General features: G+C 31.5%; 15 protein-coding genes. 8 read left to right on the top strand and 7 right to left on the bottom strand.

All coding sequences use genetic code 11. From position 1 onward, the window contains the following. Positions 1-2: 2 nt before the first annotated feature. The 5 genes from KM029_RS06095 to KM029_RS06075 form a co-directional block, all read right to left on the bottom strand. A complete protein-coding gene (locus KM029_RS06095; RefSeq protein ID WP_144072419.1) occupies positions 3-1,013 on the bottom strand; it encodes a cytochrome-c peroxidase in 1,011 nt (336 codons plus the stop codon). Next, positions 989-1,777 carry an MbnP family protein gene (locus KM029_RS06090; protein ID WP_144072418.1) on the bottom strand — a complete coding sequence of 263 codons (789 nt, stop codon included), beginning with the start codon at positions 1,775-1,777 and terminating at the stop codon, positions 989-991. The genes KM029_RS06095 and KM029_RS06090 overlap by 25 nt, the downstream gene beginning before the upstream one ends. Position 1,778: 1 nt before the next feature. After that, positions 1,779-2,315: a dCTP deaminase gene (gene dcd, locus KM029_RS06085; RefSeq protein ID WP_144072417.1), complete on the bottom strand. Its 537-nt coding sequence runs from the start codon at positions 2,313-2,315 to the stop codon at positions 1,779-1,781. A gap of 247 nt (positions 2,316-2,562) precedes the next feature. Beyond that, a complete protein-coding gene (locus tag KM029_RS06080; protein WP_221465124.1) occupies positions 2,563-3,750 on the bottom strand; it encodes a class I SAM-dependent rRNA methyltransferase in 1,188 nt (395 codons plus the stop codon). A 35-nt stretch (positions 3,751-3,785) separates the two neighbouring features. Beyond that, positions 3,786-4,580: a glycosyltransferase family 2 protein gene (locus KM029_RS06075; RefSeq protein ID WP_144072415.1), complete on the bottom strand. Its 795-nt coding sequence runs from the start codon at positions 4,578-4,580 to the stop codon at positions 3,786-3,788. A gap of 280 nt (positions 4,581-4,860) precedes the next feature. Between KM029_RS06075 and KM029_RS06070 the strand changes: the two genes are divergently transcribed. Beyond that, the gene (locus tag KM029_RS06070) at positions 4,861-5,040 is read left to right on the top strand and encodes a hypothetical protein (RefSeq protein ID WP_144072414.1); all 180 of its coding nucleotides are present in this window, start codon (positions 4,861-4,863) and stop codon (positions 5,038-5,040) included. 113 nt (positions 5,041-5,153) lie between these two features. Further along, positions 5,154-7,070: an arginine--tRNA ligase gene (locus tag KM029_RS06065; protein WP_168928015.1), complete on the top strand. Its 1,917-nt coding sequence runs from the start codon at positions 5,154-5,156 to the stop codon at positions 7,068-7,070. 132 nt (positions 7,071-7,202) lie between these two features. Here KM029_RS06065 and yciA read toward each other — a convergent pair whose 3' ends face one another. Then, positions 7,203-7,616, bottom strand: coding sequence for an acyl-CoA thioester hydrolase YciA (gene yciA / locus KM029_RS06060; protein ID WP_144075663.1), 414 nt, complete (start codon positions 7,614-7,616; stop codon positions 7,203-7,205). Positions 7,617-8,043: 427 nt separating this feature from the next. On the opposite strand from yciA, the gene KM029_RS06055 reads away from it, so the two are divergent. The 3 genes from KM029_RS06055 to KM029_RS06045 all read left to right on the top strand — a co-directional run bounded on the left by KM029_RS06055 (position 8,044) and on the right by KM029_RS06045 (position 11,554). Continuing rightward, positions 8,044-8,364: an RNA recognition motif domain-containing protein gene (locus KM029_RS06055; protein ID WP_126612100.1), complete on the top strand. Its 321-nt coding sequence runs from the start codon at positions 8,044-8,046 to the stop codon at positions 8,362-8,364. Between the two features lie 421 nt (positions 8,365-8,785). Continuing rightward, positions 8,786-10,513 carry a mechanosensitive ion channel family protein gene (locus KM029_RS06050; protein ID WP_158630974.1) on the top strand — a complete coding sequence of 576 codons (1,728 nt, stop codon included), beginning with the start codon at positions 8,786-8,788 and terminating at the stop codon, positions 10,511-10,513. 138 nt (positions 10,514-10,651) lie between these two features. After that, positions 10,652-11,554, top strand: a complete 903-nt coding sequence (locus tag KM029_RS06045; protein WP_144072412.1) for a hypothetical protein — start codon at positions 10,652-10,654, stop codon at positions 11,552-11,554. Between the two features lie 63 nt (positions 11,555-11,617). Here the strand turns inward: KM029_RS06045 and KM029_RS06040 are convergent, their stop codons facing one another. Beyond that, positions 11,618-11,791 carry a hypothetical protein gene (locus KM029_RS06040; RefSeq protein ID WP_158630973.1) on the bottom strand — a complete coding sequence of 58 codons (174 nt, stop codon included), beginning with the start codon at positions 11,789-11,791 and terminating at the stop codon, positions 11,618-11,620. Positions 11,792-11,986: 195 nt separating this feature from the next. On the opposite strand from KM029_RS06040, the gene hemB reads away from it, so the two are divergent. The 3 genes from hemB (at position 11,987) to KM029_RS06025 (ending at position 16,229) form a co-directional block, all read left to right on the top strand. Continuing rightward, a complete protein-coding gene (gene hemB, locus KM029_RS06035) occupies positions 11,987-12,961 on the top strand; it encodes a porphobilinogen synthase (RefSeq protein WP_144072411.1) in 975 nt (324 codons plus the stop codon). Positions 12,962-13,110: 149 nt separating this feature from the next. Then, a complete protein-coding gene (locus KM029_RS06030) occupies positions 13,111-14,748 on the top strand; it encodes a M61 family metallopeptidase (protein WP_144072410.1) in 1,638 nt (545 codons plus the stop codon). Between the two features lie 164 nt (positions 14,749-14,912). Then, positions 14,913-16,229, top strand: a complete 1,317-nt coding sequence (locus KM029_RS06025) for a tetratricopeptide repeat protein (protein ID WP_144072409.1) — start codon at positions 14,913-14,915, stop codon at positions 16,227-16,229. The last annotated feature ends 1,088 nt before the right edge of the window (positions 16,230-17,317 follow it).

Raw genomic sequence — 17,317 nt, 5'->3', positions numbered from 1 at the left:
TTTTATATTTCAGAATTAGGTTGATCTAAGGTATGAAGAAATGCTTTTAACATTAAACGATCTTCTTTTGTTAATGTAATTCTTTGATATAAAAGGCTGTCTAGTGTTTCACTTTTTAGAATAGTAGTGGTGTAATGGTCAAAAACTTCATCAAGAGTAGCAAACCTTCCATCATGCATGTATGGAGATGAGGTATTTAGATACCTTAATGTTGGTGTTTTATATTTTCCATTATCTTTTTTATTTCTTGATATCCGTCCTCTACCTTTACTCATGCCTTCATTTAAATCGGTAAAGAAATCATCTTTATCTAGTCCATTATTGTGGTAGTCAAAATCAGTAAAAAATGGAGGAGTATGACATTGCTGACAATGGCGTTTAAAAATTTCTAAACCACTTTGTTCATTTTTAGTAAATTGATAGTTCCCTTTTAAATGAGCGTCATATTTTGTTTGATTTGATAATAATGACCGAACATATTGGGCTAATGCTCTAGCTAAATGTGCACTTTTAATTTCTTCAATATCAAATGTTTTTCTAAATGCAGCCTTATAAATTGGCGTTTGATTTAGCCGAACAAGTATTTCTTTTAAATCGGCATTCATTTCATCCTCATGGGTTAAAGGACCAAAAATAAGCGATTCAATATTTTTGGCACCACCATCCCAAAACCATCCTTTTGCCCAAGCCACATTTATAAGTGCGGGAGAGTTGCGTTGTAATTTTTTATGTGATACTCCTTTAGTGCTTAATGCTACATTTTCTCCATTTGCATATTGAGGTTCATGGCAATGTACACAAGCAATGGAAGAATCTTTAGATAAAATGGTTTCATTGAAGAGCATTTTGCCTAAAGCCACCTTTTCAGCATTCATTTTGTTCCGCTCTGGAGCAGGAATATTTTGATATGAAATGACAGAAGCTTGTGTTTCCTCTTTAAATGAGGAATCACAAGCTTCTAAATATATACTACAAATGAGTAGTGTAATTACTGACCAATAATGTCTTTCCATGTGAACATTTGTGCGTAATTATCGGCAATTTTTTGAGTATTAGGACCAAACATAGTATCCTGATCTGTATCATCATTTAGATCTATGAAATTTGTTTTACGTTGGTCTTCAGGTAAACCATATTCTGATTTGTCACCAAAAATATAATCCACATTTACGTCAAGTTCTATATACATTGTTGGTGTATTCGCTAAGTTTATTTCTTGCTCGCTAAACTTAACAACTCTGTAGTTGGCATCTCCACCAATATGGTAAACCAAACCTTTAGTAGAAATAGAATCAACTAGATGAAGTCCCTCTACTAGCATAAATTTATAACCAGTGTCCCAATTCCAAGCCATACCATTTGCTGGATCTAAATCACCAACTTGGTCTGTATTATAATTGGCTGCATTATCTACACCTACAGAAAATTGCAATTCAGAATACGACTTATTGGGTAAGCCTGTAATTACAATAGAGGTATCACTTTCTTCAATAATTTCTAAGAGGTGATAACTGTCTTCAACTTTATAAAAATTAGTACCAGATGTATCTCTTAAAGTAAGGTTAGAAATATACATTCTAAAATCACTTAGCGTATAATTTTGTCCAAGAGCATTAATGTATTGTCTGTTGTACTCTAATGGAGCTCTATCGTGTAAGAAGTTAAATTTTATTGTAATAGACCCTGTACCGTCAACATCAAAATTTTCTTTGTAAGTATCGCAAGAAAATAATGAAGTTAAAGCTATTGTAAAGAGTAAAGTAAGTAGTTTTTTCATTTTAAAATTTGTTTTTATACATCATAGATTCTACAGGTTTCATAGATCTATTTATATACTTTGCATCTTTTTTAACATGGTAATAATTACTGATATCTCCTTCAACAGAAAGGTAGAATAACTGCCCGATAGGCATTCCTTTGTATATTTTCACAGGTTGAGCTACCGTTATTTCTAGAGTCCATGTATTGCAAAAACCAACATCACCAGCTCTAGAGTTTGCATTAATGCTAATACCTAAACGACCAACGCTTGATAGGCCTTCTAAAAATGCAACGTGTTCTAAGGTTTCTGTATATTCTTTTGTTACACCAAGATAAATTTTCCCTGGGTGTAATACAACACCATCATCTGGAATTTCAAAAGTATCTATTTCGTTATGTTGTTTGGCATCTAAAACTTCATTCTTATATAAAGCAATATGTCTACCTAAGTGAACATCATAAGAATTTGTTCCTAATGCATTAGGATCGAAAGGTTCAATAAGTATTGAGCCTTTTTCAATTTCTTCTAATATTTTTGAATCTGAAAGAACCATTTCAAATATTAAGCTAAATTTTTGAGAAGGAGTGCGTACGTTTTTAAACTGCTTTTAATGATGTAGTCACTCAAAAATTCATCAATTAAAATTGATTAAATACGAAAGAATGTATCACTTCATGCTACCCAAGATAGGATAGCACGAAATTACAATTAATTAAGTCCCAAATCAAAATAATAGATACGATCTTTTTAGTTTGTTTTATAACGTACACTTCTCGTAAATTTTGATAGGGAAGAAGCTTTTACTCTACAAAAAGTACTAATCCTTTTAAATATTCATTCTCTGGGTAGAAAATGTTTATAGGGTGACAGTTTGGTTGAGTAGTTTGATGTAAAATTCTTACGTTTCTGTGTGCTTCAGCAGCAGCCTGGAATACAATTTTTCTAAACAGGTCTTTATCAATTTTCTGAGAACAAGAGAAAGTAAAAATAATTCCGCCTGGTTTTATTTTTCGTAAAGCTTTTAGGTTCAATTGTTTATACCCTCTAGCGGCAGCAGTTACGGCTTTAGCAGATTTAGCAAAGGCAGGAGGGTCAAGAATTACAACATCATAATCATTTGGTTGCATCTTTGTCAAATGTTCAAAAACATCTGCACAATATCCTTCATGCTCGCCATTATCGAAGCCATTTATAACTGCATTTTCATTACATAAATCAATTGCTGGCTGAGAAGCATCTACAGAGTGTACTAATTTAGCACCTGCTTTTAAAGCATACATACTAAAACCACCACTGTAACTAAACGTGTTTAAAACACGAGCATCTTTAGAATATTTTGCCACTAAAGAACGGGCATCCCTTTGGTCTAAAAAGAAACCAGTTTTTTGGCCAGTTTCAACGTCAACCATAAATTTCACTCCATTTTCTAGTACTTCTACTTTTGGCGATCCTGTTTTTTCAGTCAACCAACCCTTTGGAGTTTCAACGTTTTCTAGACGTTTAGAAATTTCTTTACTCTTATTGTAAATACGTTCAAAACCAATTTCTTGTAAGGCCTTAATAATCATTGGAGCAATTTTATCTACTCCTTTAATTAGAATTTGAACAGAAACAAGATCATTGTAGACATCGGCAATTAAACCAGGGAAGAAATCGCCTTCTCCGTGAATTAATCTAAAACAGTTTGTTTCTTCAGAAAGTACATGTGCTTTACGCATAGCATAAGCTTTTGCAATTTTCTCAGACCAATATTCTTGTGTAGTTGGGTCTATTGGTTTGCGTGTATATTCAAAAACACGACAAACAATTTGATTACCTGGAGCATAAAATCCGTAACCAATCAATTTATCTTGACCGTGTACTAGTTCTACAATATCACCATCTTCTATGTTTTCTGGCATCTTGGCAACAGCACCAGAGTAAACCCAAGGGTGTCTATTGTCTAAAGCCTTTAACTTATTTCCTTTAATGTATATTTTTTCTAACATAATCTGTTTGTTTCAATTTTGATGTTGTAGACAAGCTACTTTAATTTTTTGCCTGTTATTTTATTTTTGAGTTTCATAAGTAACTCAAAACTTTTAGCCCCTAGTAAATTTCTAGGGATATTGACAAGCTTTTCATATCGAATAAGTTTACTGTAATAGTCATCAACCTCTTTTGTGTTGATTTTCTCTTTTACAATAGACCATGTCTCAATTTTAGAAGGAACAGAGCTAACTTCTGAAAGTCCTCCTGCAGCAAATTTTGCAATAAATACAGGTACATGCTGAAATTTGTATCCCTCTTGCCATCTGTTAAAGATGAAATGGAAGTCTGCAGAAATTTTCCAATTTTTCCATTCAAAAGGATAAGAAAGCAATAGCTCTCTTTTTACAAATAGTGCTTGATGACTACAAATCATCCCTTTCCATAAATTTTCTACAGGAATACCACTTTTCACTTTTGTCAAATGATCATAAACTACTTCATGATCTCCGTAAAGTAATTGTGTGTCTTCATCTGCTTTACTCATTATAGAAGAGATTGCCTTCTCATTATAAAAAGTATCACCAGCATTCATGAAAATAACCCAATCTCCAGATGCTTTTTGCACACCTTTGTTCATTGCGTCATAAATTCCTTTGTCAGCTTCAGAAACCAATACATCAATATCATTTTTGTACTCAGATATAATATCAAAAGTCCTATCCTTTGATGCACCATCTATCACTACAAACTCAATAGCTTTGTAGTCTTGAGCAATAACACTTTTTAATGTAGGCTCTATTTCTGATTCACAATTGTAAGAAATTGTAATGACGCTCACTTTTTGCATAGCGGCAAAGATACTAACTGATTGAAGAACTACTTCAAAAAAAAGAAATGATTTAAAACCATTAGCGAATCGATGAATTATTTTATGCTAATCTATTCAATATTGCTCCTATTAAGGTGGGTGAAAAACTAAACAAGTAGAAAATTGCGTGAAAGAGTTTTAATGAGATTAAATATACGTTAATATAACCGTTCTTTTCTTCCTTAATTACCGTAACCTTAGTTAGAACAAATGTTGTGTTCTTATTCAATTTTTATACTTCATCTATCTACTATTCATCATGAAAAAAATATTCCTTTTTTTCTCACTACTTTCAATGTTATTTGTGGCAACAGAAGCTGCTTTTTTTGCCACTGTTGCAGAAGATAACATAGAGTTAACCTTTTCTATTTTAATATTTGTGTCTGTAATAGTTGCAACTATTTTGGTCTATCCTATAGCTGTTGAGCGTAATCGCTAATAAAAAGCAAAAAAGATAGAACTATTAAGGATGTTGTTTTTGACTTTAGAAGCAAAGAACTAATTTTGCAGACTGAATTGTCGGAAGACAACTTATTTTATATAAAAAAGAAAATGGAGCAACAAATCATAAATGGTATTGCAGAAGCGGTAAAAGAACTCTACGGAATTGAATTACCAACTTCTAGAATTACATTACAGCCTACAAAAAAAGAATTTGACGGAGCTTTAACATTCGTCACTTTTTCTCTTACAAAACAGTTAGGTAAAAACCCTGTACAAATTGGAGAAGAGATAGGAGCGTATTTAAAAGAAAATATTTCTGCTGTTTCTGATTTTAATGTTGTAAAAGGTTTCTTAAACTTAGTAATCAGTAATACTGTTTGGGTAGAGACTTTAGCAGAAATCTCTCAAGACGATGCTTATGGTCGTGTTGCAAGAAATGGAGAAAAAGTAATGGTGGAATATTCTTCACCAAATACAAACAAACCATTGCACTTAGGTCACCTAAGAAATAACTTTTTAGGACACTCAGTTTCATTAATTTTAGATGCTGCTGGTTATGATGTTCAGAAAGTGAACTTAGTTAATGACCGTGGTATTCATATTTGTAAGTCGATGTTGGCTTACACAAAGTTTGGAAATGGTGAAACGCCAAGTGCAACTTTAAAAGGAGACAAGTTAGTAGGTAACTATTACGTAGCTTTTGATAAACACTACAAAGTGGAAATCAAAAACTTAATTGAAGAGAAAAAAGGTGATTACCCTTCTTTAGTAAATGTTGAAGATCTTAAAGCATTAAAAGCAGAGATTGAAGCTAAAGGGGCATCAAAGAAAAATAAAATTCCTTTAACTGATGAAGAGAAAGTTCAAATTAAAGATATCAAAGCTTTATTTGAATATGCGGAGAAAAACGCACCTCTTTTATTAGAAGCGCAAGAAATGTTGCGTAAATGGGAAGCAGGTGATGAAGAAACAGTTGCTCTTTGGAAAAAGATGAACGACTGGGTATACGCAGGCTTTGCACAGTCTTACGAGATGATGGGTGTTGAGTTTGATAATGTATACTACGAATCTCAAACATACCTATTAGGAAAGGATATTGTTCAAGAAGGTTTAGATAAGGGTATTTTCTTTAAAAAGGAAAATGGTTCTGTTTGGATTGACCTTAAGAAGGAAAAACTTGACGAGAAATTAGTTTTAAGAGGTGATGGTACTGCTGTGTATATGACACAAGATATGGGTACTGCAGATCTTAAATATAAAGATTTTGGCATGACAAAGTCTGTATATGTTGTTGGTAACGAACAAGATTACCATTTCAAAGTATTACAGGCTATCATGAAACATATGGGACGTTCTTATGCGGATGGTATTTTCCACCTTTCTTATGGAATGGTTGAATTACCTGAAGGTAAAATGAAATCTCGTGAAGGTACAGTTGTAGATGCTGATGATTTAATCCAAGAGATGATTGATACAGCACAAGAACGTACGGAAGAGTCTGGGAAAATTGATGGATTTACAGAGGATGAAGCGAAAGTCTTATTTAAGCAATTAGCTTTAGGTGCATTAAAATATTACTTACTAAAAGTAGACCCTAAGAAAACAATGCTTTTTAACCCTAAAGATTCAATTGATTTCCAAGGGGATACAGGTGTTTATATTCAGTACAATCATGCTAAAATTCAAGCACTTTTAAGACGTGCAGATAAAGATGGTATTGATTATTCTGCAAAAGCTTTTGAAGGATTGACTGATATCACTGCTGCAGAAGCAGATTTAGTTGCCCTATTAGGTAAACTGAATGATAAAATTTCTGAATCAGCTGATGCTTATGCACCATCAATAATTGCCAACTATGCTTTTGATGTTGCTAAACAATATTCTAAGGTATATTCTGAGTCTCCAATCTTTAATGAAGAAGATGCGAAGAAAAAAGCATTTAGAATAGCATTGTCTAAGCAATCTGCAGATGCAATAAGAATTGCCTTACAATTAATTGGTGTTCAAGCACCATCAAGAATGTAAGCACTGTTTTTACAAGCATATATACTACTATTAAAACCACATTAAAGCAATTTAGTGTGGTTTTAATGTATAAGAAAAAGCCTATTCTTTTAATAAAAAAGAATAGGCCTTAAATAATGTACTAGTTATACTTTAATTAACAGCATGTTCGGCTGGTATAGGTTTAGGTTTTTTATCATCATCAATAGATACATAAATAAACATACCTTCTGTTACTAAATAGCTATTATTAAAATCATGTCCTTTAATTAATGGTTTAGCCCAGACTTCTAAATGAATCTTCATTGACGTCTTACCAGTCTTAATTACTTCTCCATATACACATACCGCATCTCCAACAGAAACAGGCTTGTGGAATGTCATACCGTCTACTGCCACAGTTACTGTTCTTCCTAGTGCAGTCTCTTTTGCTAGTATACCTCCAGCAATATCCATTTGCGACATAATCCATCCACCAAAAATATCACCATTGGCATTGGTATCTGCAGGCATAGCTAAAGTTCTTAGTAATAGTTCTCCTTTAGGAGTTGGTTTGTTTGTAGACATTAAATTTTCGTTTTCGTGAATAATGTTGCTAATATAACGTAGAAATTTTGATACTCCTTTAAATTTATTCACAATATAAAACGTCTTAAATACAGTTTAAAGGGTGTATATGGCTGTTATTATGATTTGTGAAAGTGATGTGATCTATTAAAAATTATAGTGTGAATTAAAAAAATAAACTTTTGATTTTGCTAATCAATTGATTTTCTGAAAGCTAAATGTTAATAAAAAATGACTAAATTGTGAATAAAGTATTCTTTTTTCTAGAAAATAGTGGAAACTTCTAATTATTTTTTTACCTTTGGAAAAGATTGAGTTGGGTCATATTATGAATCGATATTTTAAAAGAGGAGCAATCCTATTTTTGTGTTTTTTTTCTAATTGGTATTTCTTCTCACATATTTTATAACCTTTTTATTTGTTGGAGATGAATATCTTTGTAGCAAAATTGAATTACAGTACTCAAGAAGAGACACTGAGAGAATTATTTGAAAGCTTTGGCGAAGTTTCTTCTGCTAAAGTAATTATTGACCGTGAAACAGACCGTTCTAAGGGTTTTGGCTTTGTAGAAATGCCAAACGACGAGGAAGGAATGAACGCAATCGAGCAATTGAACGAATCAGAGCTTGATGGTAGAACTATCGTAGTTAAGCAAGCGCGTCCGCGTGAGTCTAACGGCGGTGGCGGCGGAGGCCGTGGTGGTTACGGTGGTGGAAACCGTGGCGGTTACGGTGGCGGAAGATACTAGTATCTTTAGCAACCAAACCATCTGAAGCACTTCAGATATTCCGAAAGGCGTAGTAAATTTAATATTTACTACGCCTTTTCTTTTATTTCTAATTTTATTATATTCCTTAGCTTAAAAAGTAAGAAACAGGTTTTTGTTGTTTTCTACTATTAAAAATGTATTTAATGTTATTTCTTTTTCAAACAATATTTAAGGTAAATCTAGAAAATGAGATAAGTTACTACTTTTGTGATATTAAAATGATGCAATGAAATTTAGATAAACGATTATGTTATTTAAAGATTGCATGAAGAAAAGTTCTACTTTATTAACCCATAACTTTATTAGTAACCCTTTTTAAGTTGCTAGATGAAGTTCTAATTACTGCACAATGATCAAAAGAAAGGCCTTTTTGTGTCTATTACTTTGTCTTATAAGTATATTGTCAAATTCTTTTGCACAACAATCTACCCAAGAGAAAAGGGAAAAGGAACAACTAGAAGTCTACAATGAAATAAAAAGTTTAATTGTAGCAGATTCTATATATAGAGTTTACTTAAGAGAACAAATTGCTCGTTTAGACTCTCTTTCAGGAGTTAAAAAGAAATCGAAGCAAGTTTTTTTACCTAATGGTATCCCTGTTGCTCCATTTAGTGATACTTTATTTTATGTGCATAGAAGAAAATCTATGTCTGCTTCTCTAAGAGCAAAATCTCTAGAAGATTCTTTACGTAAAATAGCTGATAATACTTTATATCTTATTGATTCTGTAGATATAGAACCTTTTGAACATACCTATAAATTGGTTTTTAAAGGAGAAACTATTCATGTTGTTGATACAGTTGATGCTAAATTGGCTCAAACATCAAAAATAGAATTAGCGAGAGAACGACAATACCTTATTAATTACTCTTTGCATGAGAAAATTAATTATCAAGGGAAATACGCAGGTATGATTGCCCTAATTGGTCTATTTCTTCTCTTGTTCTTTTTCAAAATGATTGGAAAGGGATATCGATTAGCACTGATAAAAGTTGTTCGAGATAATAAGGGGTGGTTTAGAAATAAACGGGTAAAAAATGTAAAAGTACTTACCGAAGAAAATCAGATAAATATTGCAAGATACCTTTTGCTGATCATACGATTTGGTTTAATATTTATTCTCATCTCACTTTACTTGCCAATTGTGGGGCGTTTCTCTCCACCATTAAGAGATATTTCTGATGAGTTTTTTGGGTATATATTCAATCCTTTTATTGATATACTCAAATCTTTTATTGAGTATACTCCAAATTTGTTAAAGATTGGTGTCATCATATTCGTTTTTCATTATACTATACAACTAGTAAAAACCTTTGCAGATGCTATTGCAGATGGTCGACTAAAAATTCAAGGTTTTTATCCTGATTGGGTACCGCCCACTTTCAAAATTATAAAGTTTGTGCTTTATACATTTATGGTTATTATGATTTTCCCTCTTTTACCAGGAGCGGAGTCCCAAGAATTTAAAGGTATATCAGTATTTGTTGGTGTGTTGCTTTCTATAGGTTCTACCTCTGTAATTACTAACGCCATAAGTGGAATTGTAATTACATATATGCGTAGGTTTAAAATAGGTGATTGGATTAGAATTGGAGATATAATGGGAGAAGTTGTAGAACGTTCCCTTTTTGTAACGCGATTAAAAACATCTAAAAATGAAATTGTAACTATTCCCAATAGTAAAATTTCAGAATCTAATACTATAAATTATTCTCAACCTATAAATCGTTTTAAATTAATAATACATACAACGGTAACTATTGGTTATGATGTGCCTTGGAGAAAAGTACATGCAATGCTGAAAGAAGCAGCTGAAATTACAGATGGTTTAATTGCGGGTGAAATCCCTTTTGTATTACAAACATCATTGGATGATTACTATGTGAGTTATCAATTAAATGCACATACAAGACAACCTGAAAAATTAGCAAGAATTTATTCACGTTTGCATCAGAATATTCAGGATGTATTTGCAAGAGAGGGTGTCGAAATTATGTCACCTCATTATAGGTCAAATAGAGAGGACAATGAAATTACTATTCCTGATTTTAAATTAATGCAGGATGCTCCAAAAGAAGAAAAACCTCCAATGGATAATTCTAAAACAGAAAATAAACCAGACCATTAAAAAATTGTATCTTCACATTTCTATTCATCATATTGTTGGTGGAAATGTGAGGCTTTAAAATAAACAATTTTGCCATTACTGTCTATCATAAAAATATTAATAGCACTTTACAAACAAAAGAAGTTTATCTCAAAATTTGTGGCGTCAGACCTGAAGAAATATCAGTATAATGATGGCTCTTTATCGGAAAAAGATTTTCAAAAAATAAGAAATTATTACGGATTAGCTATTCCTGGTATTTTAGGGACTTCTATTTGTCAGCTACGAGGTAAAAAAATGTCTTTTAAAGAAAGATATACAAGTACTTACCAGGCGAGTATTACAGGATTGGTAGATGATTATTATGACGAACAAGGGATGACAGAAGCGAGAATGGAGTCCTTTTTTCTTGATCCCAATACTATAACTTTAAATAATGATGCTGAGCATTTGGGGATTGATTTATATCTCAAAAGTTTAAAATATATAACCAATTTTTCTGAATTAGTACCTTATCTAAAAGATGTCAATAGTGCACAATCAGGTAGTATGCAACAACAACAAAATTTACCACTTTCATTAGCTGCTTTAAAAGAACTCACTTTATTTAAAGGCGGAAGCTCTTTTTTGTATTTCAGAACTGCTTTTCAGCATAAGATACTTGATAATGAAATTGAGATACTTTATTTGCTAGGAGGTTTAACACAGTTAGGAAACGATATTTTTGATGTCTATAAAGATAGAGAGAACAATATTCAAACATTATTAACTACGTGTTCATCTATAAATGATGTGAAAAGTGTTTTTGTATTGTGGCTAACTAAATTAAAGCGTCTTTTATCTGAATTGAATTACCCTGAGAGGAATAAACGAGATTTCTGGAATTTGTATTACCTAGGTGTATTTTCAAGATGTTTTACATGTTTACAACAATTAGAAGAGTTGGAAATTGATGATCAATTTAGATTATCTAATTATACACGTAAAGAATTGATTTGTGATATGGAGAAATGGTCGTCTATTAAACGAGCTTTGAAATTTTATAGAAAAGGAAAAATTTAACGACTCCTTAAAAAAATACTAACAAGGCACCTTGTAGAGTGTACCTTGTTAGTATGTGAAGGTTTAACTATTTTTTATTAAAGAATAGCTTCCTAATGTTACAATAGAAATTAGTACAACAGTAATAGATGCGTAAATCATTCCAACTAAAGAGTCAGCATGAATAGTAGAATCAATTACTTTGATGTCTAAAATTAGTAGTGCAATTGGTACGATAATTAATAATAACTTTTTCATTTTATTATCTGTTTGTTTATACATTAATTTAATGATTCTAAGTGAGTTAAAGAATTTTATTAAGGTTTGATAAGAATAGTTTAGGAATACTTACCGGTAGAAAACTTGATTCTTGATTTAGTAAAGAATAAATTCGGGTAAATTCGATTTTTATCGAATATTTTAGTAAGAAATCATACTATAAATATAGATCTTATGTTAACTAGAAGACCACGTCGTAATAGAAAATCTGCAGGTGTTCGCCAAATGGTACAAGAAACACAATTAACGGTAGATGACTTCATTTTCCCTTTATTTTTAATTGAAGGTGAGAACAAAAAAGAAGAGGTAAGTTCAATGCCTGGTATTTACAGATACACGTTGGATCTTTTGTTAGAAGAAGTAGGAGAGTGTGTTGCCTTGGGTATTAATGCTTATTGTATTTTTCCATCATTAGGAGAGGATAAAAAAGATAGCTTAGCCACTGAAGGAAGTAACCCTGAAGGTATTTATCAAATTGCATTACGTAGCATAAAGGAAAAGTATCCGGATACTGTTGTCATGACAGATGTTGCTATGGATCCATATAGTTCTGACGGACATGATGGAATTGTAAAAGAAGGGAAGATTGTAAACGACGAGACTTTGGAAGTCTTAGGTAAGATGGCATTAGCACAAGCTGCGGCAGGTGCAGATATTATTGGACCATCGGATATGATGGATGGTAGAATTGGATACATTAGAGAAGTACTCGATGATAATGGGTATACGGATGTATCGATTATGTCTTACTCTGCAAAATACGCTTCGGCATTTTATGGTCCTTTTAGAGATGCATTGGATTCTGCTCCAAAATTTGGAGACAAAAAGACGTATCAAATGGACCCTGCAAATGTGAAAGAAGCTTTGATTGAAGCTGAATTAGATTATGTAGAGGGAGCTGATTTCTTAATGGTAAAACCAGCTTTGTCTTATTTAGATGTTATCAAAACTTTAGCAGATAATTTTGATGTGCCAATTACTGCATACAATGTATCTGGAGAGTATGCAATGTTAAAAGCAGCAGCACAGAACGGTTGGTTAGAAAATGACAAGACGATGTTAGAAATGCTTTTAAGTATTAAACGTGCAGGTGCAAGTGCTATCCTAACGTACTTTGCTAAAGAAGCCGCAGTTTTATTAAATAAATAAACAATAGATTAAGATAAATTTCTATTTTTATAGATAATATTGAGGGGTGTGATGAAAAGTTACACCTCTTTTTTTATTATATATAATTCAGTAATTACATATTTTGCTAAATTCTTTTTAAAGAAAATGTTGACCAATATTTATACATCATGATTTATCATATTACTCCATCTAAAATACATCCTTATTTTTTAGATTTCAGACTTACATTTACGACTTCAGAAGATAATCAGAGACTACAATTACCTTTATGGAGGCCAGGTAGGTATCAGGTGCAGACTTTTGCAAAGAATATCCGTTACATTAAGGCAATACATAGCAAAGGAACTTTGAAAGTTCAAACAGTTGGAAGGAATACTTGGACTATATTGAACAGTAAAAAGGGGGAGAAAATAGAATTGCATTATGAATATTATGCAAGACATCAAGATGCTGGAGGAACTTGGGTGAGTGAGACTTTTTGGCTAATTAATTTTATAGGGACAGGGATTTTACCAAGAGGTCTATCTGAAGAAGAAATTAAAGTGGATGTATCTTTTCCGTCTACTTTTGATGTAGCTACATCTGCAAAAAAACAAAAAGGAATATATAGCTATCAAAATTTTGATGAACTAGTGGATACTCCTTTTATGGCAGGGAAGTACATGCATCATAAAACATTCGAAATGGCTGAAACGACATTTCATGTTTGGTTACATGGGCAAATAAATCCAGATTGGGAGAAGATAATAACCGACTTTAGACTTTTTACAGCCCCACAGTTATCAATTTTTGGAGGATTTCCACATAAAGAATTCCATTATCTATGTTTAATTCCGCACTTTAAGCATTATCATGGGGTAGAACACCAGAAAAGTACGGTAATTACTTTAGGACCAGACACAGAGTTCTCTTCAGTTACATTTTATGAGAACCTATTAGGAATATCATCACATGAATTGTTTCATGTTTGGAATATTAAAAAGATAAGACCTGTAGAATTATTACCTTATAATCTATTTGAAGAAGTATATTTTGATACAGGTTTTGTTGCAGAAGGTGTAACAACGTATTACGGTGATGCACTATTGTATCGTTCAGGAGCCTATTCAAAAACACAATACAAAAAGGAATTAAATCAATTATTAACAAGGCATTTTGAAAATCAAGGAAGATTCAATTTATCTGTGGCAGATTCTTCTTTAGAATTATGGACTGATGGTTATGAAAAAGGTATTCCTGCAAGAAAAACATCAATTTATGTAAAAGGGGCAGTAGGAGCATTGATCTTAGATGCTAAAATTCAGAAACAGACAAAAGGTCATAAAAGTCTTGATGATGTAATGAGGTTGATGTGGGAAAGATTTGGAAGCCAAGATATAGGGTACACCGCAAAGGATTATCAGAATATAGCTGAAGAGGTTATTGGATGCTCTTTAAATAAGTATTTTGATGAGGTGATATTTGGGGAGGTAGCATTAGAAGAAGAGGTAAAAGAAGCATTGATTTATTTAGGTTGGAATATTGAAATAACTTCACCAAAGGATGTTTTTGCAGCAAATTATGGTGTTAAAATAGATGCATCTGCAAAAGTAATTGATACATCGTTTAAATTAGATAAACAAGGACTGGTTGAGGGAGATCAGATTATTGCAATCAATGGGGTTAAAACTGATGCTCAACATCTGCAGAAATTTGTTACTTCTAAAGAAAACCTAACCGTAACTTTTATAAGAGATAGTACTTTGCATCAAATAGAGTTATTTAAGAAGAATATATTGCATTATTTAAAGATAAATGTAACCTAAATTTAGGAATGGTAGTAAACAACTGTGAATATATACTTAGAGTGTAATTAGTTAGTTAAATTGCACTCGTACTTTTTAAATGAAACTATTGCTATAAATAGTTAAGGTATATCAATTTGATTGGTTACTGTATACTAAATTAATAACATTTTTTTGAGCTAACTATGCAAAAAATACTACTCTTTATATTCATGGTACTGCCATTATTTTCTTATTCCCAAGAGAAAAACGCAGTTGAACTCTTTTTTAAAAACGCAGAGAAATTTAGGCAGGCAAAAGAATATTATCGTGCCATTGTAGAATACGAGCAAGCAATTGCTATCGCAGATACTACAGCTAAAGTTCATTATTGGAAAGGCGTTTGTAATTTATTAGTAAAAGATACAGCAAAAGCCATTGAGGATTGGGACAGGACATTAATAATTGATAAAAAGTATATGCCTGCATATTCTGCAATTTCTAAAGTTTATGAAACAAGAGATGATTATGCTAATTATAAAAGAAACATTGATTTCTGGTTATCTGTTGAACAAGATCCTGTGAAACAAATTAATTTGTGTTACGAAACAGCAACCTATTTTTTTAGAGAAGCACGCTACGAAGATGCACATGTGTATACTAAAGCAGGAATGGGGCTTTCTTCTTCTAATGTAGAAATGCTTTTTTTAGATGCTCAGATTTCTAATAAAATCAAAAAATATAGAGAAGCTATTGCAACAATAGATTTAATTTTAGTGCAATTACCTCAAAACTCTCCTTTAAATCAGTTGGCAAAGTATAACTATGAAAAAGGAATTGCTTACTACGGTTTAGAAGAATACGAAAAAGCAATGCCAATTTTAGAAAAAGCTAATTTAGGTCCTTTTAAATCGAGAGTAACAAAATTAAAACCAGATTATTTCTTTGCTGTTGCTTCTGCCTTTGAAGATATCTATGCTTTTGATCAAGCAAAAAGCTTATTGAATAGAGCAATGAAAATTGATAAGACTTATATAAAGGCTAATATATTAATGGCAGACATTATAGTTAAAGAAGAACATCACCATAAAGGAATTCACCTATTTGAATTAGGCTTAGAAGGTTATAAAGGTAAGGATAAGACTTTCTTGAAAGCATATAACGAATTTATAGACATTTTGCTTTCTTCACAAAAATATGAGAAAGCATTAACTTATTCGAATAACTGTTTAGCTAATTTTCGAGGAGCAAGAGATATTATGTTCTATAAAGTAGTTGCCCTACACAAATTAGGACGAAGAGAGGAAGCAATAGCTGTTGGTTTAGATCTTTTAAGCGATTCTAATATCACCCCTAAAGAATATGTGAAGTGTAGTTTATTAATGTCATACGTTTATGGAGTTGAGGATCTGCAAAAGTGTAAACAATCATTATTAGATTGCCGTAAAGGACCTTATTATCCTGTGGGTACTTATGCTTTAGAATACTTTGATAGAATAAGTGGCGATAGAAATGATATGTAATATCTATTTGTTTAAACGATAAAAAATGATCAAAAGGTTTCATGTAACTTTTTGATCATTTTTTTATATTCTCTAATTGCTTTTTAATTCAAATTTTGTTTAAACCTCTAATATGTTGATAACTGTTATTTTATGATTGTTTTTAATATGTACTATTCTTAAGGTTATTTGCTGTAAATTAAAAAAAAGTGCTGTTTAAATTTGTTTGTAAATGAAATTCATAGTATTATTGTGTTATCAAAATGTGTGTAATATTTTGATATAATAATAAAAAAAACATCATGTTTATACAATAACTTGACTAAGCTAAAACCATAACATTGAATAGTATAAATTTAAGGCTGACTGTTACTCATAAAATATCCGCCAGATGTTCTTTACCTCTTTATATTTAATATAAAGAGGTTTTTTTTTATTCTTTTTTTTCGATTGCTGAAGTAAAAACAAGTCTACATATTTTGAGGTTATTACTTTAAATATGCTTATATGGATGGGTATTCATTTTACTTATTTGTAACAGTTTAAAAATAAATCAATACGAGTGAGTTGATGAACAAGGCTTAAGGATTCACTTATCTAGCCTGTTTAGCCCTAATACTACATGAAAATGAAGCATAAAAAAACACCTTATACAGGATTGCACAAGGTGAAAAAATAAAAGCCTGTAATGTTGGAGTAGGTAATAGTCCTTTCACAGTAAAATCTTCACTATAAAACATATAATATTCTCGATTGTAAAAGAGAAAAGAAACAGCATTATGCATGAAAATATAATCAGTTATTTTTTTTGAATCGCTAATAAATGCTAGTAAAAGTTATGAATCGTTTAGCTTTCTTCTTAGCTAAATTGTTGATGCAATGTTAATAACAATTTTTAAAATCAACAAATAACAAGTGTAGAAAATAACATATCAATAACATTTTTAGAAAGTTGGTAATTATGTAAAGTGTTATTAAAAATTTCATAAAATAAAAGCCGTGTTTTACTTAGAATATTTTCGAGAAAAGTTGTAGAAATTAAGTTAGTAGATACATTTAGTCTACTAAACGTGTGTACTTCTATGTTCTATATTGCATTGTTGAGGTGG

The sequence above is a fragment of the Flammeovirga kamogawensis genome (genome assembly GCF_018736065.1).
In the GTDB taxonomy this organism is placed as follows: Bacteria; Bacteroidota; Bacteroidia; order Cytophagales; family Flammeovirgaceae; genus Flammeovirga; species Flammeovirga kamogawensis.
This window is presented reverse-complemented; position numbering and strand designations above follow the sequence as displayed.

Coding starts and splice junctions, on each gene's coding strand:
- KM029_RS06065 (WP_168928015.1), top strand. CDS start 5,154: ATGGAGCAACAAATCATAAATGGTATTGCAGAAGCGGTAAAAGAACTC.
- KM029_RS06025 (WP_144072409.1), top strand. CDS start 14,913: ATGCAAAAAATACTACTCTTTATATTCATGGTACTGCCATTATTTTCT.
- KM029_RS06055 (WP_126612100.1), top strand. CDS start 8,044: ATGAATATCTTTGTAGCAAAATTGAATTACAGTACTCAAGAAGAGACA.
- KM029_RS06090 (WP_144072418.1), bottom strand. CDS start 1,777: ATGAAAAAACTACTTACTTTACTCTTTACAATAGCTTTAACTTCATTA.
- KM029_RS06095 (WP_144072419.1), bottom strand. CDS start 1,013: ATGGAAAGACATTATTGGTCAGTAATTACACTACTCATTTGTAGTATA.
- hemB (WP_144072411.1), top strand. CDS start 11,987: ATGTTAACTAGAAGACCACGTCGTAATAGAAAATCTGCAGGTGTTCGC.
- dcd (WP_144072417.1), bottom strand. CDS start 2,315: ATGGTTCTTTCAGATTCAAAAATATTAGAAGAAATTGAAAAAGGCTCA.
- yciA (WP_144075663.1), bottom strand. CDS start 7,616: ATGTCTACAAACAAACCAACTCCTAAAGGAGAACTATTACTAAGAACT.
- KM029_RS06070 (WP_144072414.1), top strand. CDS start 4,861: ATGAAAAAAATATTCCTTTTTTTCTCACTACTTTCAATGTTATTTGTG.
- KM029_RS06030 (WP_144072410.1), top strand. CDS start 13,111: ATGATTTATCATATTACTCCATCTAAAATACATCCTTATTTTTTAGAT.
- KM029_RS06080 (WP_221465124.1), bottom strand. CDS start 3,750: ATGTTAGAAAAAATATACATTAAAGGAAATAAGTTAAAGGCTTTAGAC.
- KM029_RS06075 (WP_144072415.1), bottom strand. CDS start 4,580: ATGCAAAAAGTGAGCGTCATTACAATTTCTTACAATTGTGAATCAGAA.
- KM029_RS06040 (WP_158630973.1), bottom strand. CDS start 11,791: ATGAAAAAGTTATTATTAATTATCGTACCAATTGCACTACTAATTTTA.